Raw genomic sequence first — 21,123 nt, 5'->3', positions numbered from 1 at the left:
ACTCAGGAGAGTTTGTGAACGATTTTATTGTCGATGTAACGGCAGAAAACGCCCAGCAGGTACTCATTGAAGAATCCATGAATCGCCCGGTTCTGGTGGATTTCTGGGCCGATTGGTGCGAGCCGTGCAAACAGCTGATGCCGGTTTTGGAAAAGCTCGCGAATGAATATGCGGGCCAGTTCCTCCTGGCAAAAGTGAATGCCGACACCGAGCAGATGATCGCCGGCCAGCTGGGGGTACGCAGCTTACCTACAGTTATGCTGCTCAAAGAGGGGCAGCCGGTAGATGGCTTTGCCGGGGTACAGCCGGAAAGCCAGATTCGTGAAATGCTCGATAAATATCTGCCCAAACCCTGGGACATCAAATTGCAGCAGGCCCAGGCGCTGATTGGTGAGGGCAAGGTGGATGAAGCCCTGCCGTTGCTGCGCCAGGCTTACGCTGAATCCTCCGAGCGGGTGGATATCGCCAAACACTTGGCGGCGTTGCTGCTCGATCAAAACCGCGCTGCGGAAGCAGAAACCGTGCTCAGCAAAATTCTTCTGGCGGATCAGGATGCAGAATACCAGCGCCTGATGGCCCAGCTGGAGCTAAAACAACAGGCGGCGGATACCCCCGAGATTCAGGCGCTGCAGAAGGCCCTGGAGCAGAACCCGCAGGATTATGATTCCGCCTATAAGCTGGCGGTACAGTACAGTCAGGCCAATCGTCACGAGGAAGCCCTGGAGCTGTTGTTGGATATCCTGCGCAAGGATATGAATTTTGCCGATGGCGCGGCCAAGCAGGCATTTCTCGATATGGTGAAAAGCCTGGGTGCCGGCGACCCCATCGCCACCCAATATCAGCGTAAGCTGATGACGTTGATGTTCTAGACGTTTCAATCGTATTGCACTGTAAAGGGGGCCTTGAAGGCCCCTTTACTTTATACACCGTTGAATAGTGAATCAGCAGAATGCATAAGCTCTGTATCTATATACCCTCAAGTCATCTGGAAGTTGTCAAGCAAGCTCTGTTTAACGCCGGAGCTGGCAGAATCGGCGACTACGACAGTTGTTGCTGGCAGGTATTGGGTGCCGGTCAGTTCCGGCCACTAGCGGGCAGTCAGCCGTTTATTGGTGAGTCCGGGCAGATAGAGCAGGTAGAGGAATATCGGGTTGAGATGGCGTGTGCCGATGAGTCTGTGGATGCAGCACTTGAAGCCCTCTACCAGGCACATCCTTACGAGGAGCCGGCCTTTGACCTTTGGCGCCTGGATGAGCGTTGTGGCGGCAAAATTCGCTAGTGGCAGGAGATAAACAGTATCCTGCCATTCGCGAGAGAGGGCTTTAAAGGTTATCCAGTGCCTGCTGGCGCTGCTGACTGTTTTCTTTTAACGCTTGAACCTCTTTCAAAATCTGTGAAATCCGGCTATCGCCCTCACGGTTCTCCTGCAATAGCTGTGCCTGGGGGCCTTGTGGCTGAGCATCGTTGCTGGGTATGGCGGGCAGGGTATTGATGGGTTTTATCCGATGTATACGTACATGAGTATCCAGGCCCTCGGGTATCGAATCAGAGAAGTGCCAATTGCCCTCACTGTCCCGCCAGCTAAATACCTCCCTGGTCTGTTTATATTGCTCTTCTGGCAAAAGGCCACTGGATTCCACCAGGGTTTCCAGTTGCTCGGCAGATTTCTGAGTACTGTCGCTCACCGCTTGAATGGCGCGTTGGCCTTGCTGGCGAACTGTGTCCAGAGTCTGCTGATCGGGAAGCCAGTCTTGGGGAGACATAATCGGTTTGCCATCGGGGCCGGGAATCAACATGGGTAAGCCCACGCCTACTAATAACAGTACCGCAAGCATATAGGCGTATTTCATTGGAACATCCTTTTTAAATGTACCCAGGTGGGTGAGTGCTTCTCCCACCCAGAGTCCTCTTCCAGTGCATTATCTTCAGCTTGGCTCGCGCTGCAGCTACCACTATAGCTTCCGCGAAATAACGCCCCGGTGCAGCTGGTATTGCCCCTGTTCCGTGTCGGTGAAATAGTGCTTGAGAGTTTTATGCATGATCGGGAAGGCAATTTCAGCCCAGGGGATTTCTTCCTGGCGAAATAGTGACACTTCTAGTGACTCCGGCCCGGGGCCAAAATTCGTATCGGTGAGCTCTCCGCGATACATCAGGTAAACCTGATTGATATGCGGAATGTCATAAATTGAATAAAGCTCGTCCACACGAATGCTGGCACGTGCTTCTTCCCAGGACTCGCGCAAAGCACCTTCTTCACTGGTTTCACCGTTTTCCATAAAGCCGGCGGGCAGGGTCCAGAGTCCCAGGCGTGGCTCAATGGCGCGTTTACACAGTAAGACCCGGTCTTCCAGGTAGGGTAAAACACCGACAATCACACGCGGGTTGATGTAGTGGATGGTGCCGCAATTGCCACAGAGGTGGCGAGGGCGGTCATCGCCTTGGGGGATGGAAAATGTGACGGCATTACTGCCGCATTGGCTACAAAATTTCATGGCGTCAGTATACCCATGCAAGATTCCAGCGCCAGCTTCCAGCTTTTTGACGCCTATAGTTGTTAAAGGTGTTGAAGTTCATAGGGCGGTGCCAGCTTTACTATGGCGCGTATTTTATTTTTTTGGCTTGTGCTGATCGCCTTGGCGGCCTGTGGCGGCAAAGACGATAAGCAAAAGGCACCGCCACCGCCTCCTGTAGAGGTGCTGGTGGTGCGAGAACAGCCAGTGATTCCGCGCTTTGAATTTGTCGGCCGGGTGGAGGCCACCGATGAGTATAAGGTGCGCCCCCGCGTGCAAGGTTATATCCAGAGTCGTGATTTTAGAGAGGGGGAAACGGTTAAGAAAGGGCGCCTGCTATTTGAAATAGATCCGCGCCCATTTATCGCTGAATTGGATAACCAAAGCGCCAATTTGGAGCGCGCCGAGGCAACTCTGCGGATCGCTGAGCGCAATTATCGACGTGGTCGAAAGTTGGTCGCTACAGGTGCTATCAGCCAGGTGCAGATGGATGAATTACTGGGCACTTTTGAAGAGGCCAAGTCACAGGTCGATGCAGATCGGGCCAAAGTGGAAAGTGCTCGCCTAGACCTCTCCTACACAAAGATTTACGCGCCACTTACCGGCCGCATTGGTCGTACCCAGTTCACTGAGGGTTCCCTGGTGGGACCTGATTCGGACCCGCTCACTACCATCGTCAAGATGGACCCAATCTATGTGTTGTTTGAGGTTCCTGAAAACCAACTCTATGCCGTACAGGTGGATGCCGAGCGCCGCCGCCGGGAGGGGTTGCCGCCAACGAGGCTGGATGTGCGTATAGAGCTGCCGGATGGTAATTTTTACCCCTATCAGGGCCGGATTGTATTTATCGATAACCAGATAGACCCCAACACCGGCTCCGTAGCGGTACGCGCACTCTTTCCCAATCCGGGCAGCCTACTGGTGCAAGGACAATTTGCTCGGGTCTCAATCCGTTTGTATACCGGCAGTGAGGCACTTAAACCGCTGGTGCCGCAATCTGCAGTGCTGGAGGACATGCAGGGGCGTTACCTCTTTGTGCTGGGTAAGAAAAATATTGCTGAAAAACGCTATGTCACTTTGGGGCAGCGGGAGGGGGAGCTTTGGGCGGTCAACCATGGGTTGGTTGCTGGGGAGTCGGTCATCGTTAACGGTCTGCAGCGGGTTGTTGCCGGTAAGCCAGTGACCCCTCAAAACACGCCACGAAACCCCTACGACGCATCAGAAAAGCCGGCGGAGCCCGCAAGTGGTGGCGCTTCTCCCGTAGGTAAGCAAAGTACCAAACAGCCTATAGGCTTCGGGCAGGGGACACTGCTCCCCGATGATATGGAACTTCCTGAAGGTGTGGAGGAGGGCGAACGCCACCGATACGAGGGACAAGAGCATGATTATAAATAGCCCGCCTGAAATGGGGGGGGCTTAGCGAATTTATGATCAGTGCCTTTTGCATACGGCGGCCCCGTTTCGCCTTTGTCATCTCCATACTGATCTCTCTTGCGGGTATTCTCTCGTTGCCATTATTGCCGGTGGCGCAATTTCCAGAAATTACTCCAGCCACAATAAACGTCGCAGCCAATTACGCCGGGGCCAGTGCTGAAGTTGTGCGCGATAGTGTTGCTGTGCCCATCGAATCGCAAGTGAATGGCGTGGAAGGCATGGATTATATGTCCTCCACCAGTGGCAACGATGGCTCTTACAGTCTCACGGTAACGTTTAAATCTGGTTATGACGATGATATCGCTCAGGTCAATGTACAGAACCGTGTGGAGCAGGCCACGCCGCAATTGCCTGAGGATGTAAAGCGCGATGGTGTGGTGGTTTCCAAGCAAAGCACCACTTTGCTATTGGTCGTGAACTTATTTTCTCCTGAGCAGAAATTCGATGAACTTTTCCTAGCCAATTACGCAGAAATTTATTTGAAGGATGAGCTGGCGCGCGTATTGGGTGTGAGCAGCGTAGTTATTTTTGGCTCGCGCAATTACGCCATGCGTCTGTGGCTGGACCCGAATAGGATGGCGTCCCTGGACGTTACCACCGAGGATGTTATCAGCGCGGTACGGGCACAAAATGTGCAGGTAGCGGCTGGGCAGATTGGCTCGCCGCCCATTCGCAAGGACCAGCAATTTCAATACAACATCCTGGTGCAGGGGCGCCTGGTGAATCCCAAGGAATTTGAGGAAATTACTATTCGCGCCAAACCCGATGGCGCCATGGTAAAAGTGAAAGATGTGGCGCGGGTGGAATTAGGCAGTGAGTCCTATTCCTCCTATGGGCAATTGGATAACCAGGCTTCGGCAGTGATCGGTGTTTATCAGTTGCCGGAAGCCAATGCCATTGAAGTGGCTGACGGCATCAAGGCCAAGGTCAAAGAGCTTTCCCAGCGTTTTCCAGATGGCCTAAAGGCAGAGATCCTCTACGACACCACTCTGTTTGTGCAGGCCTCTATCAAAGAGGTGGTGCAGACACTATTTATTGCCCTGATTTTGGTGATCGCGGTGGTCTTCCTGTTTTTACAGGATTGGCGCTCCACCCTGATCCCCGCTATTGCCATCCCTGTTTCACTGGTGGGCACTTTTGCATTGATGCTGGCGTTTGGTATGACTATTAATACCATCACCTTGTTTGCGCTGATTCTAGCGATTGGCATAGTGGTTGATGATGCGATTATTGTGGTGGAAAACACCCAGCGACTGATGAGTGACGGCCTAACGCCAAAAGAGGCTGCGTTGCAGTCTATGCGTGAGGTTACTGGGCCGGTCATTGCCACTACGCTGGTGTTGTTTGCGGTGTTTGTACCGGTCATGTTGATGCCGGGTATCACCGGAAAAATGTATCAGCAATTTGCGGTTACTATTTCTATGTCGGTCGCGATTTCCTCCCTTAATGCGCTTACCCTGAGCCCGGCACTTTGCGCCAGTATTTTAAAAGTGGGTAAGGAAGGCGAAGTTGCCGGAGTGAAAGAGACCGGGGTATTTGGTTTTTTCAACCGAGGGCTGCATCGCTCCACCAATTTTTATGTGGGTATGGTAAAAGCCTGCGTAAAGATTCCGCTAATCGGAATTATCTCCGTTATAGGTATTTTCCTGCTGGCCTTTTGGTTATTTAGTAGTATCCCCACTGGCTTTATCCCGGACGAGGACCAGGGCACGTTTATGCTACACGTGCAACTGCCGGATGGTTCCTCCCTGGAGCGCACGGGCCCGGTGGTGAATCAGGTTACAGACATATTATTGGAAGAACCTGGTATGGCCCATGTGGTGGGTGTGCCCGGCTATAACCTGCTTACCAACAGTGTCTCATCTAATACCGCAATGATGTTTGCGGTGTTAAAACCCTGGGATGACCGCACCAGTGAAGAGGATCACCAGTTCGCCATTATGCAGCGGGCACAGAAAAAACTGGCGCAGATACCCAACGCACAGATTATGCCTTTTGTCATACCACCCCTGCCGGGTATCGGCACCGTGGGAGGGTTTGAATTTGTGCTGGAGGATTTGCAGGGGCGCAGTATTACAGAATTATCACAAGTAATGATTGATCTGTTGGGCGCGGCCAATCAGCGATCGGAAATTTCCCAGGCCTTCACCAGTTTCCAGGCGGCTACCCCCCAGTTGGAATTAAAGATCGATAAAGAAAAAGCGCACGTACTCGGTGTTCCGTTGCCAGAGGTTTATTCCACCCTGCAGACTTTTCTGGGCGGATATTACATAAACGATTTTAATTTATATGGCAAAGTATTCCGAGTGATCGCCCAGGCCGATGCGCAGTTTCGCGATGACGAACAAAATCTGGCGGGCTTCTATGTACGCGCCAACAGTGGTGGTCTGGTGCCGATTACCTCGGTCTCCACTATTGAACCGGTTGTGGCACCACAAACCATCACCCGCTACAACCTTTATAACAGTGTGACGATTAATGGCGCTCCAGCACCGGGTTACTCCAGTGGTCAGGCCATGGATGCCATGGAGGAGCTGGCCTCCAGGCTGCCGGAAGGCTACGGCTATGAATGGACCGGGATCAGTTTACAGGAGGTTACCTCAGGCAATCTGGCTCCCATCCTGTTCAGTTTGGCCATAATATTTGTGTACCTGTTTTTGGTGGCCCAGTATGAGAGCTGGAGTATTCCTATTGCGGTGCTCTTGTGCGTGCCTATTGCGATTTGCGGTGCCATGTTGGTGGTGTGGCTGGCCGGATCTATCAATAATCTCTATACCCAGATCGGTTTGGTATTGTTAATTGGTATGGCGGCGAAGAGCGCAATTTTGATTGTTGAATTCGCCTGTGTGGAACGGGATAAAGGCAAGTCTATTGCCGAGTCTGCGATTTCAGCCACCCGCCTGCGTTTCCGGGCAGTATTGATGACGGCTATGTCGTTTATTCTCGGAGTGATACCGTTGCTGGTAGCCACAGGCGCGGGTGCCGTAAGCCGTATTTCCCTGGGGTTGGTCGTGTTTGGCGGTATGCTCGCAGCCAGCCTGTTCGCCACTTTACTGGTGCCTGTGTACTACGCGTTGGTGCAGGCGCTTCGTGAGAAGCTCAAAGGGGGCTATACGCCCCAGTCCCAGCTGGATGTAGCTTCGGCTGAGCGGCAGTAACTGGCTGGGAGCCGCAAATGGAGATTGCGGTATACAGCTCGGTGTTATCACCGGGAATCAGTATGATGAACGTTAGGGAGCCTTTGTTGTATGAGGCGGGATAAGTGGATATGTTATCGATTATCGAAAAGAAAATTTCCCAGCAAATAGAAGAGCTGGAGGCTGGCGTACCAACAGGGCCAGAATTGTATGGCCATGCCGCAGTGTTGATTGCTCTTACCGAAGAGCCAGACCCCCATGTAGTGCTGACTAAGCGCGCCGATACACTATCTACCCATTCCGGAGAAGTTTCCCTACCGGGCGGGCGTTGGGATGCCACTGACCCCTCCCTGCAATATACCGCCCTGCGCGAAGCTCAAGAGGAAGTGGACCTGCCTATGAATCAGGTGCGGATGCTCGGCCCTCTGTGGCCGCGCACTACTCGCTGGCAGGTACATGTCACTCCCTGGGTGGGGGTGATCTCACCGGATACCCATCTCAGGCCCAACCCTGGTGAGCTGGATGCAATTTTTCGTGTGCCTTTGTCGTTTTTTCTTGACGATCCCCGTATCCGCACTGACCGAATCACTATCGATAATCAAGCTATTTATCTACCCGCCTACCAGTTTGGCGACTATGAAATCTGGGGTTTTACTGCCGGAGTGTTAACCGAGTTCCTGGTAAGAATACTGGGCGCTTCTATTGGGCGCAGGGATGATGTGCCATTACGTACATTGAATTAGCCCTGCTCTAGAGGAATATTTCACGGATTCGGATTTTTTGATACTCGTTATATTGGTAGCTTTAATCTGATATCAGTTCACCCAAGTCTTTCCAGGCATCCTCTAAAAGACTTATCTGGTCACGAGTATTGGGATCAGCAGTAAGTATGGGAAAATCAGGATCATTCGGTAGCTTAGCAATAACGCCACGGCGGCATTGAAATAGCCAGCTGCCGTCTACCTTGACTAATTCATCATGGTATTCTGCGGCTACGGCAACGCGATAGCCAGAGCGAGTCACTAAAATAAATACTGTAGTTGCTTTGCCTGAGGCAGATTGCCCATCTTCTGAAATATGATGTAATGGCGAACAGGTAATATGCCGGCTACCCAGTTTGTTGTGGATGACTGCATAGCGCTCTAGCTTTTCCCTTCCTCGGATTACTCGATTGCCATGCTCGAAGCGACCGTCAAGTGTAAAAAGTGACGCCCAACCTCGGGCATCACAGTTATCGATAGTTAAAGTGTAGCGAGCAAGTAGATCGCTAATTGCGAATCGGTCTCTGAATAGCTGAAGTTCATTCATCATTTTACTCACTGATTATTTCGCTTCACTATTTATGAAAATAGCTTCTAAGGCGTGTTTCTGGAGATCATTTACAGGTGTCGCTTCTCCAGCCTCTACCCTGGTGTAGAAAAAATTAGGATGCCGCCGAAATAACTTTTGGGTACAAAGAGGCTTTCAAAAATCTATTATTCTTGCTTAATACCATAAATGGGCAGCTTAAGGATAAGCATGTCATGCAGACTGATGTTTCGATGGATCGCGATAAGACTCCGTTTTTTGACTGGGTGGCCAGGACAGATGATTTTGTAGTTAATGAACGCTGGCGCCGCTGGAAGGAGCTGATGGAGGCTGGTCTACCTTACCGCTGTGAATTGTTGCTCAAGTCTCATCATAACAGCGCGTATTATGGGGAATTTGCAGTATCTTCCAATCCTGAAACGGGAGACTCATTTGCTCGAGCCTGCTTCTCTGGGAATTCTTTTCATCGAGCAAGCAATCACTTGAGTGATGGGTATGCCAATTATACATTGATATATCTTTTATCTGGCCGTGGTGCTATACAGCGTGGGAGTTATTTTACCCCGATGAATCCCGGTGGGCTCTACTTGGTTGATCTGGCGCAGACAATTACTCATGATTTGGTTCATGAAAGTCGCTCGCTATTGTGTCGCATTCCCCGTGAGAAGCTCGAGGGGTTTCGTTCAGGTCCCAAGGATAACTGTCCTCTGACGATAGATGGTAGCAGTGGTCCCGGCCTCTTATTACGTAATTATCTTTTGCTGTTTCCCCAGGCCAAACAAAGGTGCACCTTTGCTTCTTCCCGCTTTCTCTTTAATCCGATAGCCGAATTAATTATTGCCTGTATCCAGGAGAGTCGTGGCAATTTGCAGGCGGAGTCGGAAACTCCGAGTCGCTTAAAGTCTATTTTTCAACAGGCTTGCAGGCTGATTCAAAAACACTGTTGTGACTCGGATTTGTCCGCGCCACAGCTGGCAGCGTCATTGGATATCTCAACCTCCTATTTACATAGAGCGCTGCGTTTTCATAATACCTCTTATATTAACTTGGTGAGACGTGCCAGGGTGGAGGCCGCATCCGCACAGTTATTGGCAGCCGGGAAAAATGCAAGTATTTTACAGGTGGCGTTCAATTGTGGATTTAACGGCACCAGCCAGTTTTCCCGGGCATTCAAAGAGGAGCTGGGTCTTAGTGCTTCAGAGTTTGTAAAGCGCTCTTTTGTGGAGCGGGAAAGAACTCTGGCACTTGAAAATTGACCCTGCCTGTAGGGTTTTTTCTTTTTATTTATTGTAAATTTTTATCGGATACTAAGGCTAAGGTCCTACCTGTCTTCGATAGCACCTCAGTCGAAGATAACTCGGAAGCTAGTGATAAGATGACATTAATCTTCTCAAAATCTTGGTGAAGTGTTGAACCTTTGGCGGAGGCCTTTTAGAAAAAAGGTGCATATAGTGAACAGGGGTTGAAGCTACTGTGGCTAGATGCCTTAAAGAGTCTTCACTAACCAATTTTGCTGCGACAATGTCTGGTAGTCTTGCAACCCCTAAACTCATTGTTGTCATTTGTAAAATGTTATGTAGAGAGTTGCAGCGTATCTTGGGAATAACTCGAATCTCTTTTTTACTACCCAGCTGATATTTCACCGGGGTGCCTTGCCAATCATTGATGATATGTTGCCAGTTGCGTAATTCGGTAAGATCGTCAGGTATTCCTCCCTGTTGCTCTATATATCCTCTACTCGCATAGAGGCTTTCCCGGAGTATTCCCAGCTTTGACACTTTGGCGGATTGCATATCCAGGCTGCCTACCCGAATTGCCAAGTCTACTTGGGAATCAATCAAATTCATTGGGGCATCATCCGCCAGTAAACGAACCCCCAGCTGTGGATGCTGCTCGTTAAGCTGTCTAATTGCAGGAACTATAACCGGCTCGCAGAGCGCGTGGGGAGCTGTGATTGTCAGTGTGCCCGAGAGTTCCTTGTTATTACTTTTTAAATCGGCCAGGGCGTTGTTGTAGATATCCCGGATCTCGCGACAGTGAGCGTAGAATTGGGTTCCTGTCTCCGTTAATGAAAGCGAGCGGGTGCTCCGGTAAAGCAACCTTGTACCGAGATCTTCTTCCAATCTAGTCACTGCCTGGCTAATTGCCGACTTGGTACGTACCAACTTGTCTGCTGCGGCAGTAAAGCTGCGGGCCTCAACTACGGCTAAAAATATCTGCATGTCCTCTAGACTGGGTTTCATAGTTTAATTTCACTAAACACTAATTTGATTGAATGTGTATTTATCACAGGCGGTGCGTTAGGGCAATATGCTTATGGAAGTTAAAGATCAAGCCTTTATCAAGAGGAGTCGGATATGAACAAGCTACTTATTGAGAAAACTATTGTGGCCAGCGAACAGTGGAAGTCATTTTTTAATCACGGGAATGCTGAGGGCTGCGCTTCAATGTATGAACAGAATGCTCAAATGGATGCCAGGCCGTTTGGTGTATTTCATGGTCGGGAGCAGATAAAAGCTTTCTGGCAAAACCTAGTGGCTCAGGGATTCTCTGATGTGGCTTATCAAGATACCGAGATTGAGGTAGTTGATGGTTCCTCAACAGTTCTTACCAGTAAGTGGAAGATGAACAATGCGCAAGGAGTTATCACTCGGGAACTATGGGTCCTGCAAGAGGATGGAACCATGCGCCTGCGCGAGGATGACTTTGAAGCTATAGAACCAAGCTGAAGGTAACAGTATAAATACTTCTGATTTTCGCTGCTAACTAGCAGTATCGCCAACGCTCGCTGGTCAAGAATTTTGGCCAGTTTTAATGATAGTTATTTTATAGATATTTAATGTAACAAAAACAGATCTACCCTCGACTAAGAGGTGCCTTTTCAATTAAAGGGTGTGTAGATTTCTTTGAGGTTTAAAAAAGCAGTTATTAATATTTTAATTAAAATGGGTTCAAGTAAAGGATATACAAGATGCCAGAATATCATCATAAGTTTCAGTGTAATAAGTGTGGTATTTTTGTGGTTGAAAACGGTTCTCCGTTGCCTCCTCCGGTGATGGAACATGCCTATTACCATGCCCATAATGTTATCAGTCAGTTTGGTCCTATCTATAAGGGGATAGCCCCTAAGCGCCGGCCAATGTTGCATTGCCAAAAATATGTCAAATATATTCAGACAGTACCGAAGGCTGGCTCTGCCCAAAATTTAGGGAATCAGGCCGTCAATAAAGTTAGAACACTAGCCAGGGACCGTGGCGGAAATGGTTCGAACACACCGAGTATGGTAGCAGTTATGTACGATAGTGTATTAGAGCAGTGGTTTGAAGGATCAACAGGGAATGGAACCAGTCGAGGATATATCCCGAATACGATTTGGAACACTATTCCGGCAGAATTGGATGTAGACCGATATATCTTTGGTCGAACCTGTGCTGAGGTAGACTGCTTGAGAAGGGCATTCAGTCAGCGGCGTAGATCAGGAGAAAACAGTCAATCTATCAAAAATAGTATTTTTGCGGCTCGTCAGCCCAATAAGCACAAAGGGAAATCGGATAGAAGGCCTCCTTGTGGTGCATGTAAGGCATGGATAGCCAGAGCTGGGGCTAAAGCATATTAATCCTATTATTTCGTTATCGAGACATTGCGGCTTAGCGTAGTGAGTGGGGGCAGATCATCAATGTGTTTCTACTCGCTGCACTAAGTGTACTGACGGATGCGCAATTGAAGCCCTATTTCTAGTCAATGATTAGCCCTCTGAGGCTGGAGTGGGAGGCTTTATTTATTACATTCCTTGAATTTAGGCAGATTACAATATCAGAGCCAATTGCGTTAAGTCTGGATAGATACTGATTGAAGTGATTATCTCTCTACAGGGCAAGCATAGAATACAGCAAATCTTATTTATGTTTTGGTCAGGTGCTGAATCGTTGTTTTCTTGTTGATTTTCCGTATTCTTACAGTGAGGCTGGTTGCTCGTGTAACTGTCATAGGGGCTTAGATAAATAATGCCATCAATGCCTGATGGGTTCGCCCAGTTGCTGCCATGCATCTAATAAGGGTTTTATTACATGTGCAGTTTGCTGATCTGCATTGAGTAATGAAAATTCTGGATCTTCAGGTAAACCAGAAGCGATGGCACTTCGGCGCAGGAATAGCCGCTCACCATTAACCTTCACAAGTTCATCGTCATACTGGCCCGCCATTACCACGCGATAATCAGCGCGAGTTGCTGCAAAAAACTACTATGGTTGATTTTCCCTTATCGGTCGCCCTATCGAGAGAAACAACATAAAGATATGAAGACGTGATATGTCGGGTACCCAAACGGCTGTGGACAAGCAGGTATTCATAAAGTTTTTGCCGCACTTTAATCATCAAACTACCGCTTTCAAAGCGACCATTTTCGGTAAATAGCGAGGCACAGACCTTGGCGTCTTGATTATCTATAGTGAGAATAAACTTTGACAGCAAATCGAAAATTGCCAGTTTCTCATAAATAATATTCTCATCCTCCATAATAATTTATATGTTCTTTCACTATAGCTATGGTATTTAGGGGCAGAACTGGCTTTCAGGAATTGAAAGAGGGGTGTTGACAGAAAGTATCAGTACCTTTGTCGATTCTTTGGAGGATGGGTTAAGCGCTTTGTGACCCTGTTGATTTAACGGCACTCCCTCCAGTGGTAAATCTCCACCAAAGTGCACATCACCTGGTTGGTAGGTTACACAAACCCCATCTTTTGTTGTTGTTCTCCATCGGCCGGATAAGGTAATGACCCATTGTGGACTGGGTGTTGGGTGAAAATCACTTTCCCAGCTGGGAGGTAAGATGGCAAACTCACTGTTTATTACCTCTGGCAAATCTTTGTAGTGATATTCTGGATTGGGGTTGGAATATTGGATTAATGTAAAGCCAGTTAAATAGTGCTCTGTTGTCCTGGAAATATGACTTTTGTCAGTCCAAAGGTGGTAGTACTTTTGCTGGGTTTTATGGTTTGTTTTCATGTTTTTCATTAAGTTTCAAGATAGTAAATGGCATTATCTGAAGTGGCGTATAGCCTTCCTTCTGCCATTGCTATGTTTACAAAGTTAATATCCTCAGAACTTTCGTAGAGGCACTGCAAGTTTTCTCCTTGTGCTGAACAGGTCATCAACTTATTTAAGCAGGTAAATACTAGCTGTTTGTTCTCTCCAATAATTATTCCATCGATAAAACCCTGTGGGGGTATTTTGATGATTGTTTCTGTTTGAACATTGCTTGGCCCACAGCTGGGCTGGAGGGTGAATATAATTTGTTCATGGTTGGGGTCGTAAAAAGGCTTTTCTTTTGTGATGCTGCAGTTATCAACTAGAAACAAAGTTTCTTGATTGCGGGAGAGTGCAAGCCCGTGAGGAACAATAAATTCGTCGCCCAGGCAAAATAATTGCGATGCTTGTGCATCATAGGAGTATAGGCCGGTGGGCAATTCGCTTTGTGGTTTAAACCCCTGGTAGTAACCATAATCGGGGTCGGTAAAGAAAAAGTGGGAGTCTGCTTGAACTATCTTGTTAGGTGAGTTAAAGGGTAGTCCTTTGAAGTTGTCAACAATAATCTCTCTGCAAAAGCTATTTAAATTTATGCGGCTAATACATCCAGGACTATCATGGAATCCCTGTTCAGCCACTAGCAGGTGATTTTTATCAGCTGTCAGGCACATACCATTAGCCATATTGCTTCGCTCAATTACCGTATGTATAGACCTGTCTTTAAAATCAAAATAACGAATGGCCGATGGAGTTCGATAATCACTTGAAGGTTTGGAGGTGAAATACAATCTCTTTTGCCAATCGACCCATACGAGGCCTTCATGTGCATCGGTTTCAACTAGTGGGTGAAGGCTATATTGCATAGATTTACCCTTTGATTTTGTTGTTCAGTGCTAAAGATACTTATCGCCTAGACGCTTGTGATTTTTAAAACCGATAATTTTTTCTTCGCAGTAACTCACTGGCTTAAAAATCTAATAATAGCAGAGCTGGATTTTCTTAAATGTGCATCTAAGGACCACTTTCTACCACCCGTTAACACGAACGATAGGCAGATAAATGACCAAAATAAGGGGTATTCCCATCCACCATAAACGGTTTGCTCTACACCATTAATAACAATGCCGCTAGTATGGTCAGCCCAGGAGAAGCCGGCGAGATAGTGACGCCCTGAAAACAAGGCGATGAGCAAATAAAGTGACGTTCCTATTGCTGCGAAACGAGTGAATAGGCCAAAAGTGAAACCAATAAATGCGGCAAATGCGCAAAGCCCAGATATAACTACCATGATGCTGGAGAAACCTATAGCTGTGAAATATTGAACGACTTCTTCGTAAGTCTTGGCGCCTAGAAGTCCGAATTTTTCAGCAAAATGGTGAGTAAAGTTAAGCCCAATATAAATACGTATCAGCGCTAGTTGTAAATCGGCGGGGTTGCGATAAGGCTTTTCCATTAATTTTTGCATTGAGCTTTCTCTTTTGATTTCTGTCCATGGCATCTAATCTATTTTACTGAAATCACACTTTTAATGAGGCTTAGTTTTCTTGCGGTCGTATATTTACATGTCTTTCATATGTTCTTTATGGAGGCATGAAAATATTCTTTGGTCGATTTGTTGGTTGGCATATCGCACGGTGATACTAGGCTTTTATATAGCTAACCTAAAATTAAGGAATTCCTTCATAATTCTTTAGGCTGCTTTGAAAGCTAGAAGGCTGATGTTGAAGGTTGCAACTGCTGGGTTTCAGCTCTTGCAAAGGCCATTGGCCAGGAGTTTTGTCTAACCTCTACAGCCTTAGGGGTCCACAAATGTATTACGGAGTTTTTCAGGGACTCCTTAACTATAAGTACTCTCTTCATCAATACAGTAATTATCGACTTTGGCAGTGCCGACTATGGGAAAACTAAGCAACAAAGTCGCCATTGTTGTTGGCGGTAATGAAGGTATCGGTGATGGGACTACTCATCGCTTTGCGGAGGAGGGCGCCAAGGTGGCTATTTTGGCGCGCCGCGCTTTGGAGGGGCGAAAAGTCGAGCAGTCCATTCGTTCTTCCGGCGGAGAAGCTACTTATATCCCCTGCGATGTCACCGATAACAAGTTAGTCAGTCAAGCAGTGATGGAGACAATCAGTTGCTATGGGGCAATCAATATCCTGTTTTACGGTGCAGGGACGGGTGCGCCGAATATGTTTCCCTACGAGGACTTACAGGAGTGGGAGGAGGTTTTTAAAGTCAACCTGACTGGCTGTTTTCTGATGTGTAAAGCGGTTTGGCCCTACCTGATTGGCGCAGGGGGTGGTGCCATTATTAATGTGTCTTCGCTTGCTGCGCAGAGTGCGCCAACCGATACGCAATTGGAGCAGGTTAGTTTCCTGCCATCAGCTTCTTACTATGCCTCGAAAGCAGGGGTGGAAGCCTTTACTCGTTATATTGCCGGAATTGGGGCACGTCACAATATCAGAGCCAATTGCTTGCGGCCTGGGCAGATACTGACCGAGGCGGTTACCTCTCCAGAGGGCAAGCATGTCTTTACTAACTTCTTAGAGCCCGCGCAGATGCTGAAGGGGCCAGGATACCCGCTCGATGTTGCTAATGCTGCTGTGTTTTTGGCGTCAGATGACTCTCGCTTTATCACGGCAGAAACGATTAATGTGGATGGAGGCTTGGTAGCCAAGGTTTGAGATTTGCTGCTCAACTTTTGGTTTAGGGGTGCTGCATCCAATCGGTTTCTGCGATTGAGCGTCTATATAACCCTTTAAGTCTATTTATAATAGGCGGCTATTTTTCCTTCCGGAACTGATTATGCCGAGACCCAAGTCCACTGTTTCTCTGGACGAGGTGCACTGGGGTGCGCTGAAAACCCTGTTCCCCTACTTATTGGAGTTTCGCCGGGCTGTCGCCCTGGCAATTTTGTGCCTGATTGGGGCAAAAATTGCGGGGGTCACTTTACCCTTTATCCTCAAGCATATCGTCGACAATCTGGATAAAACCGGTGGTGTTGCCCAAGCCATAGCTCTGCCACTGGGGCTGTTATTGGCTTATGGTGCGGTGCGATTCTCCAGTACTCTGTTTGGTGAGTTGCGGGATACCATCTTTGGCCGGGTGACGGAACGGGCTCAGCGTCGAGTTGGCCTGGAGGTATTTCGGCACCTACACAAGTTGGATATGGACTTTCACTTGGATCGGCGTACCGGGGGGCTCTCTCGGGATATTGAAAGGGGCAATAGTGGCATCGGCTTTTTGATGCGCTTTATGGTGTTCAATATTGTACCCACTCTGCTTGAGATCGCCATGGTAGCGGGCTTGCTCTGGTGGAATTACAGCGGCGTGTTTGCTCTGGTAGTGCTGGTTGCCGTTATTGTTTATATCGGTTTCTCTGTCGTGGCCACCGAGTGGCGCACCCGTTTTGTACGCGCCCTGAATGAAGCCGAATCCCAGGCCAGCAGTCGTGCGGTAGACAGCTTGCTCAACTATGAGACGGTGAAATATTTTGCCAATGAGCGGCACGAATCGAATCATTACGATCGTGAGCTGGCGGTATGGGAGCGGGCCCGGCGTAAAAACCGCCTATCGCTGTTTAGCCTAAACACTGGTCAGGCACTGATTATTGCCTCTGCCATGTGCGCAGCGATGATTTTGGCGGCAGTAGGTGTGGCCAAGGGGCAGATGACCATCGGAGATTTTGTCCTGGTTAACGCCTTTATGATGCAAATTTTTATCCCGTTGAATTTTCTCGGTTTTGTCTATCGGGAAATGAAAGGTGCCCTGGCCAATATTGAAAAGATGTTCTCTTTGCTCAGGGTTAAGCCAGCGGTGGCCGATCAATCCGAGGCCTCAGATTTGCAAGTGCAGGAAGGGCGAATTGAATTTGATGCCGTGCGCTTTGGCTACAAAGACAATCGTGAAATTTTGCGCCAGGTTAGTTTTTCCGTGCTGCCACGCCAGAAAGTGGCGATTGTGGGAGCCAGCGGGGCCGGTAAGTCGACCCTGTTTAAGTTGTTGTTCCGCTTTTATGATGTAAGTGATGGGTCGATTCGCATTGATGGCCAGGATATTCGTACGGTCAGTCAGGAATCCTTGCGTCGCGCTATTGGTGTGGTGCCCCAGGATGCGGTGTTATTCAATCAATCAATCAAAGAAAATGTGCGTTATGGGCGGGTGGATGCCACTGATGAGGAAGTGATGGCTGCAATTCATCATGCTCACCTGTCGGATTTTGTCCGCCAGCTGCCCCAGGGGGTGGATACTCTGGTTGGTGAGCGCGGCCTTAAGCTATCCGGTGGTGAAAAACAGCGGGTTGCCATAGCGCGGGCGCTGCTCAAAAAACCACCGATTATGATTTTTGATGAAGCCACCTCCTCTCTGGACAGCCGTTCGGAACGCAGTATTGTCGCCTCTCTGAAAGAAATTGCCCGCGAACAGACCACACTGGTGATCGCCCACCGTCTTTCGACAATTGTGGATGCCGATAAGATTTTGGTCATGGATCAAGGCCAGATCGTTGAGCAGGGTTCCCACAGCCAGCTTCTGGAGGAAGGCGGGCACTATGCGACCCTGTGGCGTATGCAGCAGCAGGAGCGTACGGCTGGAATAGGAGAGGAAACTCCTGTGGCTTCTCAGGTGGCGGAGCCATAAAAGCCTGTCTTGATAATTGTGTGTAGCCAGACTAATGTGGCGCCGAAACAAAAAAATGATAGGCAGAGCGATATGACCATTCCCTTTCACACTACCAAGATCGCTGCCGCACTGCTGGCCATGGCGCTGGTGGGCGGCTGTAGCAAAGACAAACAGGCCGAGGAAATCCGTAAAGATGAAGCGGAGGCACAGATTGTAGAATCTGAGACGGTCACACCGCCCGCAGGCCAAGCCATAGAAAACGCTGATAAGCGTTTTAATATTTATGTACCAGTAGAACTTACCGCTGATATGAGTAATCTTAGCGAGAATCAGCGTAAGATGATCGGCCTGTTGATTGATGCCAGCCGGATCATGGATCGACTGTTCTGGCTGCAGTCCTACGGCCCAGCAGAAGTGCTGCTGCCCGATATCGAAGACAACCGCGCGCGCAAGTTTGCCGAGATTAATTACGGTCCTTGGGATCGCCTCAATGACAATAAGCCGTTTATCACTGGCTACGGTCTCAAACCCCTGGGTGCCAACTTCTATCCGGCAGATATGACTCGCGAAGAGTTTGAGAACTGGGACCAACCTGGAAAAGATGGCCTCTACTCTCTGGTGCGCCGCAACGATGCCGGTAAGCTGGAGCTGATCCCCTACAGCAAAGCCTACAATGCTGACCTGAAGAAGGCAGCGGATATCCTGCGCCAGGCAGCCGCGCTGGCGGAAAGTAAAGAATTCGCCAACTATCTGGACATGCGTGCTGAAGCGCTGCTCAATGATAATTTCCGTCCCAGCGATATGGCATGGATGGACATGAAGGAAAATGATATCGACGTAGTGATCGGCCCCATTGAAAACTACGAAGATCAAATGTTCGCCTATCGCACGGCTTACGAGTCTTACGTACTCCTTAAAGATAAAGAGTGGAGTAAGAAGTTGGCCAAGTTTGCTGCGCTGTTGCCTGAATTACAGGAAGGCTTGCCGGTAGAAGAAAAGTACAAGGCCGAAGAGCCAGGTACCGATTCTGATCTGAATGCGTACGATGTACTTTTCTACGCAGGTCACAGCAATGCGGGTTCCAAGACGATTGCCATTAACCTGCCTAACGATGAAGAAGTTCAGCTGGCGAAAGGCACTCGTCGCCTGCAGCTGAAAAACGCTATGCGTGCCAAGTTTGACAAGATCCTGGTGCCCATCAGCGATGTATTGATTGCTCCAGATCAGCGCAAGCACATCACGTTCCCCGCTTTCTTTGCCAATACCATGTTCCACGAGGTGGCGCACGGCCTGGGTATTAAGAAGACTGTGACCGGCGGAGCAAATGTACGCCAAGTGTTGAAGGAGACTTCTTCCTCTCTGGAAGAAGGCAAAGCCGATATTCTCGGCCTGTATATGGTGACCCGCTTGCATGAGAAAGGCGAGATCCAAGAGGGCGAGCTGATGGATAACTACGTTACCTTCCTCGCTGGCATTTTCCGCAGTGTGCGCTTCGGTGCAGCCAGTGCCCACGGTAAGGCCAATATGATGCGCTTTAACTTCTTCAAAGAGCAGGGCGCCTTTACCCGCGATCCGAAAACCGGTCAATACAGTGTGGATTTCGAAAAAATGCAGCAGGCCATGACCAACCTGTCGCGCCTGATCCTGACTATTCAGGGTGATGGTAACTACGAGCAGGCCAAAACTTTGCTCGCTGAAAAAGGGGTTATCGGTCCTGAGTTGCAGGCTGACCTGGATCGATTGGCAGAGGCGGATATACCCGTGGATGTTACTTTCATCCAGGGTAAAGAAGTTCTTGGCTTGAAGTAAAACTAAGCAAATTTTCACCTTGAAAACCCGGCATTTGCCGGGTTTTTTATTTTTACCTGGAATAAACTCTTAGGGAAAAAGTAGGGGAAAGTTTAGATGCAACATATATTGAGAATCAGGTGTTGCTTTTACTGAGACTCTTTTATCGGTTGATAGAAAAAGCTGAGTGATTAATCACAAAAAATGAGGATGTTTACATTGAAGAAACACTACAGTAGGTTGATCATCATTTTGGATTTATAGTTGAGTCTATTTAATTACCCTGTTATCTGTTTTAAAGACCGTATCTAAAAATTTTAAGGGAAAAACATGGAACGTATTTTATACACTGGTACTAAAAATGCCTCCAGCTGGGCTTTTCGGGCATGGCTTCCTTTTAGGGAGCTGGGTATTGAATTTGAAGAGAGAGTTGTTGATATTCGCAAGCCGCAGCGCTTTGAAAATCTTCGCCGGATTGGTGAGATATCCCCCGCTGTTTCAGTACCCGTATTGGTTGAAAACCAGAGTGTTATTTTTGATTCCCTAGCCATTATGGAATATGCCAACGATATTGGCGGCGGAAGTTTACTTCCCTCAGATCCTTTGGCCAAGGCTAGAGCACGTTCTTTCTTAAGTTGGCAACATGCGGGTCTCTCAGGGTTGTGTCCACGACTTTCTTTTGAAAGCGCTTTTTATCAGGATAAGCGTCAGATGACCCAGTCTGAGCAGGCAGATGCGGAGCGACTGTTTCACTGCTGGGAGCAAGAATTAGCCCATAGTGGTGGCTCTTATCTTTGTGGTGATCTCTCCCTCGCAGATCTGGTGCTGGTGCCCACGGTTATCAGGTTGTATGCCCATAGCCCGGAAATGTGTGATTGGCCCCGGGCTCATCAATGGGTAATGAGGCTTCTGGCAAGAGAGAGTGTGGAAGAGTGGATGTCGGAAGCCAAAAGCTTGCCGCCGGTAATTCTGGATGACTACCGAAGGTAAAGAGGAGAGAGGCTTCCATTACTGGTTTCCTCACTCAATGGGTACTTTAGGAACTAGTTTATGTGCTTCTTTGTGTCGTCCTCAAATGGCGTATATAACCTGAAAAATGAAGGAAGCTGCGTATTTTCTGTGGGAAGATCCGCAAATGTGAACCTATAGATTATCCAAGAAAAAAAGACGACTAGAATAGGGTGTGATATACGTCAGATTTGCCCAGTGGAATTGGGCGGTCCATATCTAAAAATTAAGGATAATCATTAGAACTATGAAAATACCAGCCCTGGTTCTTGCCTTCTTCTTTAGTCAGTATGTAC

21 protein-coding genes are annotated in these 21,123 nt (G+C 48.5%); 12 read left to right on the top strand and 9 right to left on the bottom strand.

Annotated features, from left to right (window positions below; genetic code table 11):
• Positions 1-14: 14 nt before the first annotated feature.
• Both trxA and ACJJIT_RS13975 read left to right on the top strand, forming a co-directional pair.
• The gene (trxA, locus tag ACJJIT_RS13980; protein WP_252085049.1) at positions 15-869 is read left to right on the top strand and encodes a thioredoxin; all 855 of its coding nucleotides are present in this window, start codon (positions 15-17) and stop codon (positions 867-869) included.
• 80 nt (positions 870-949) lie between these two features.
• Positions 950-1,279 carry an NGG1p interacting factor NIF3 gene (locus ACJJIT_RS13975; protein ID WP_444885692.1) on the top strand — a complete coding sequence of 110 codons (330 nt, stop codon included), beginning with the start codon at positions 950-952 and terminating at the stop codon, positions 1,277-1,279.
• A 43-nt stretch (positions 1,280-1,322) separates the two neighbouring features.
• Here ACJJIT_RS13975 and ACJJIT_RS13970 read toward each other — a convergent pair whose 3' ends face one another.
• Positions 1,323-1,850, bottom strand: a complete 528-nt coding sequence (locus ACJJIT_RS13970) for a hypothetical protein (protein WP_444898786.1) — start codon at positions 1,848-1,850, stop codon at positions 1,323-1,325.
• A 102-nt stretch (positions 1,851-1,952) separates the two neighbouring features.
• A complete protein-coding gene (locus ACJJIT_RS13965) occupies positions 1,953-2,492 on the bottom strand; it encodes an NUDIX hydrolase (protein WP_252085052.1) in 540 nt (179 codons plus the stop codon).
• 102 nt (positions 2,493-2,594) lie between these two features.
• Between ACJJIT_RS13965 and ACJJIT_RS13960 the strand changes: the two genes are divergently transcribed.
• The 3 genes from ACJJIT_RS13960 to ACJJIT_RS13950 all read left to right on the top strand — a co-directional run bounded on the left by ACJJIT_RS13960 (position 2,595) and on the right by ACJJIT_RS13950 (position 7,824).
• Positions 2,595-3,905: an efflux RND transporter periplasmic adaptor subunit gene (locus ACJJIT_RS13960; protein WP_444885690.1), complete on the top strand. Its 1,311-nt coding sequence runs from the start codon at positions 2,595-2,597 to the stop codon at positions 3,903-3,905.
• Positions 3,906-3,937: 32 nt separating this feature from the next.
• On the top strand, positions 3,938-7,102 hold the full coding sequence (locus ACJJIT_RS13955) for an efflux RND transporter permease subunit (protein WP_444898785.1): 3,165 nt from the start codon (positions 3,938-3,940) through the stop codon (positions 7,100-7,102).
• A 110-nt stretch (positions 7,103-7,212) separates the two neighbouring features.
• Entirely contained in the window at positions 7,213-7,824 is a 612-nt protein-coding gene (locus ACJJIT_RS13950; protein ID WP_252085055.1) for an NUDIX hydrolase, read from the top strand.
• A gap of 61 nt (positions 7,825-7,885) precedes the next feature.
• On the opposite strand, the gene ACJJIT_RS13945 is transcribed toward ACJJIT_RS13950, so the two are convergent.
• The gene (locus tag ACJJIT_RS13945; RefSeq protein ID WP_444885688.1) at positions 7,886-8,389 is read right to left on the bottom strand and encodes a nuclear transport factor 2 family protein; all 504 of its coding nucleotides are present in this window, start codon (positions 8,387-8,389) and stop codon (positions 7,886-7,888) included.
• Between the two features lie 215 nt (positions 8,390-8,604).
• On the opposite strand from ACJJIT_RS13945, the gene ACJJIT_RS13940 reads away from it, so the two are divergent.
• The gene (locus tag ACJJIT_RS13940; protein ID WP_444898784.1) at positions 8,605-9,645 is read left to right on the top strand and encodes a helix-turn-helix transcriptional regulator; all 1,041 of its coding nucleotides are present in this window, start codon (positions 8,605-8,607) and stop codon (positions 9,643-9,645) included.
• A 108-nt stretch (positions 9,646-9,753) separates the two neighbouring features.
• Here ACJJIT_RS13940 and ACJJIT_RS13935 read toward each other — a convergent pair whose 3' ends face one another.
• Positions 9,754-10,632 (bottom strand): LysR family transcriptional regulator, encoded by an 879-nt coding sequence (locus ACJJIT_RS13935; RefSeq protein WP_444898783.1) that lies wholly within the window; start codon positions 10,630-10,632, stop codon positions 9,754-9,756.
• A gap of 114 nt (positions 10,633-10,746) precedes the next feature.
• Here ACJJIT_RS13935 and ACJJIT_RS13930 point away from each other — a divergent pair, with 114 nt between their 5' ends.
• On the top strand, positions 10,747-11,118 hold the full coding sequence (locus ACJJIT_RS13930; protein ID WP_444898782.1) for a nuclear transport factor 2 family protein: 372 nt from the start codon (positions 10,747-10,749) through the stop codon (positions 11,116-11,118).
• A gap of 242 nt (positions 11,119-11,360) precedes the next feature.
• Positions 11,361-12,005, top strand: coding sequence for a hypothetical protein (locus ACJJIT_RS13925; protein WP_444898781.1), 645 nt, complete (start codon positions 11,361-11,363; stop codon positions 12,003-12,005).
• A gap of 394 nt (positions 12,006-12,399) precedes the next feature.
• Here the strand turns inward: ACJJIT_RS13925 and ACJJIT_RS13920 are convergent, their stop codons facing one another.
• The 5 genes from ACJJIT_RS13920 to ACJJIT_RS13900 all read right to left on the bottom strand — a co-directional run bounded on the left by ACJJIT_RS13920 (position 12,400) and on the right by ACJJIT_RS13900 (position 14,879).
• Positions 12,400-12,591 (bottom strand): hypothetical protein, encoded by a 192-nt coding sequence (locus ACJJIT_RS13920; protein ID WP_252085060.1) that lies wholly within the window; start codon positions 12,589-12,591, stop codon positions 12,400-12,402.
• 13 nt (positions 12,592-12,604) lie between these two features.
• Entirely contained in the window at positions 12,605-12,904 is a 300-nt protein-coding gene (locus tag ACJJIT_RS13915) for a nuclear transport factor 2 family protein (RefSeq protein ID WP_444898780.1), read from the bottom strand.
• A 36-nt stretch (positions 12,905-12,940) separates the two neighbouring features.
• A complete protein-coding gene (locus tag ACJJIT_RS13910) occupies positions 12,941-13,402 on the bottom strand; it encodes a hypothetical protein (RefSeq protein ID WP_444898779.1) in 462 nt (153 codons plus the stop codon).
• Complete coding sequence (locus ACJJIT_RS13905; RefSeq protein ID WP_444898778.1) at positions 13,402-14,277, bottom strand: SMP-30/gluconolactonase/LRE family protein; 876 nt, start codon at positions 14,275-14,277, stop codon at positions 13,402-13,404. The genes ACJJIT_RS13910 and ACJJIT_RS13905 overlap by 1 nt, the downstream gene beginning before the upstream one ends.
• A gap of 95 nt (positions 14,278-14,372) precedes the next feature.
• Positions 14,373-14,879: a DoxX family protein gene (locus ACJJIT_RS13900; protein ID WP_444898777.1), complete on the bottom strand. Its 507-nt coding sequence runs from the start codon at positions 14,877-14,879 to the stop codon at positions 14,373-14,375.
• Between the two features lie 430 nt (positions 14,880-15,309).
• Here ACJJIT_RS13900 and ACJJIT_RS13895 point away from each other — a divergent pair, with 430 nt between their 5' ends.
• From ACJJIT_RS13895 to ACJJIT_RS13880, 4 genes are all read left to right on the top strand, one after another.
• The gene (locus ACJJIT_RS13895) at positions 15,310-16,095 is read left to right on the top strand and encodes an SDR family NAD(P)-dependent oxidoreductase (RefSeq protein WP_444898776.1); all 786 of its coding nucleotides are present in this window, start codon (positions 15,310-15,312) and stop codon (positions 16,093-16,095) included.
• A gap of 121 nt (positions 16,096-16,216) precedes the next feature.
• Entirely contained in the window at positions 16,217-18,049 is a 1,833-nt protein-coding gene (locus ACJJIT_RS13890; RefSeq protein ID WP_444898775.1) for an ABCB family ABC transporter ATP-binding protein/permease, read from the top strand.
• Positions 18,050-18,121: 72 nt separating this feature from the next.
• The gene (locus tag ACJJIT_RS13885) at positions 18,122-19,840 is read left to right on the top strand and encodes a dipeptidyl-peptidase 3 family protein (protein WP_444898774.1); all 1,719 of its coding nucleotides are present in this window, start codon (positions 18,122-18,124) and stop codon (positions 19,838-19,840) included.
• Positions 19,841-20,149: 309 nt separating this feature from the next.
• On the top strand, positions 20,150-20,809 hold the full coding sequence (locus tag ACJJIT_RS13880; protein WP_444898773.1) for a glutathione S-transferase family protein: 660 nt from the start codon (positions 20,150-20,152) through the stop codon (positions 20,807-20,809).
• Positions 20,810-21,123: the final 314 nt, after the last annotated feature.

This window comes from Microbulbifer mixtoriginis (SeqCode), from assembly GCF_052467515.1.
This window is presented reverse-complemented; position numbering and strand designations above follow the sequence as displayed.

What these genes read in the sequence shown, in the direction of transcription:
- ACJJIT_RS13975 (WP_444885692.1), top strand. Translation starts at nt 950, where the DNA reads ATGCATAAGCTCTGTATCTATATACCCTCAAGTCATCTGGAAGTTGTC.
- ACJJIT_RS13970 (WP_444898786.1), bottom strand. Translation starts at nt 1,850, where the DNA reads ATGAAATACGCCTATATGCTTGCGGTACTGTTATTAGTAGGCGTGGGC.
- ACJJIT_RS13965 (WP_252085052.1), bottom strand. Translation starts at nt 2,492, where the DNA reads ATGAAATTTTGTAGCCAATGCGGCAGTAATGCCGTCACATTTTCCATC.
- ACJJIT_RS13960 (WP_444885690.1), top strand. Translation starts at nt 2,595, where the DNA reads ATGGCGCGTATTTTATTTTTTTGGCTTGTGCTGATCGCCTTGGCGGCC.
- ACJJIT_RS13955 (WP_444898785.1), top strand. Translation starts at nt 3,938, where the DNA reads ATGATCAGTGCCTTTTGCATACGGCGGCCCCGTTTCGCCTTTGTCATC.
- ACJJIT_RS13950 (WP_252085055.1), top strand. Translation starts at nt 7,213, where the DNA reads ATGTTATCGATTATCGAAAAGAAAATTTCCCAGCAAATAGAAGAGCTG.
- ACJJIT_RS13945 (WP_444885688.1), bottom strand. Translation starts at nt 8,389, where the DNA reads ATGAATGAACTTCAGCTATTCAGAGACCGATTCGCAATTAGCGATCTA.
- ACJJIT_RS13940 (WP_444898784.1), top strand. Translation starts at nt 8,605, where the DNA reads ATGCAGACTGATGTTTCGATGGATCGCGATAAGACTCCGTTTTTTGAC.
- ACJJIT_RS13935 (WP_444898783.1), bottom strand. Translation starts at nt 10,632, where the DNA reads ATGAAACCCAGTCTAGAGGACATGCAGATATTTTTAGCCGTAGTTGAG.
- ACJJIT_RS13930 (WP_444898782.1), top strand. Translation starts at nt 10,747, where the DNA reads ATGAACAAGCTACTTATTGAGAAAACTATTGTGGCCAGCGAACAGTGG.
- ACJJIT_RS13925 (WP_444898781.1), top strand. Translation starts at nt 11,361, where the DNA reads ATGCCAGAATATCATCATAAGTTTCAGTGTAATAAGTGTGGTATTTTT.
- ACJJIT_RS13920 (WP_252085060.1), bottom strand. Translation starts at nt 12,591, where the DNA reads ATGGCGGGCCAGTATGACGATGAACTTGTGAAGGTTAATGGTGAGCGG.
- ACJJIT_RS13915 (WP_444898780.1), bottom strand. Translation starts at nt 12,904, where the DNA reads ATGGAGGATGAGAATATTATTTATGAGAAACTGGCAATTTTCGATTTG.
- ACJJIT_RS13910 (WP_444898779.1), bottom strand. Translation starts at nt 13,402, where the DNA reads ATGAAAAACATGAAAACAAACCATAAAACCCAGCAAAAGTACTACCAC.
- ACJJIT_RS13905 (WP_444898778.1), bottom strand. Translation starts at nt 14,277, where the DNA reads ATGCAATATAGCCTTCACCCACTAGTTGAAACCGATGCACATGAAGGC.
- ACJJIT_RS13900 (WP_444898777.1), bottom strand. Translation starts at nt 14,879, where the DNA reads ATGCAAAAATTAATGGAAAAGCCTTATCGCAACCCCGCCGATTTACAA.
- ACJJIT_RS13895 (WP_444898776.1), top strand. Translation starts at nt 15,310, where the DNA reads ATGGGAAAACTAAGCAACAAAGTCGCCATTGTTGTTGGCGGTAATGAA.
- ACJJIT_RS13890 (WP_444898775.1), top strand. Translation starts at nt 16,217, where the DNA reads ATGCCGAGACCCAAGTCCACTGTTTCTCTGGACGAGGTGCACTGGGGT.
- ACJJIT_RS13885 (WP_444898774.1), top strand. Translation starts at nt 18,122, where the DNA reads ATGACCATTCCCTTTCACACTACCAAGATCGCTGCCGCACTGCTGGCC.
- ACJJIT_RS13880 (WP_444898773.1), top strand. Translation starts at nt 20,150, where the DNA reads ATGGAACGTATTTTATACACTGGTACTAAAAATGCCTCCAGCTGGGCT.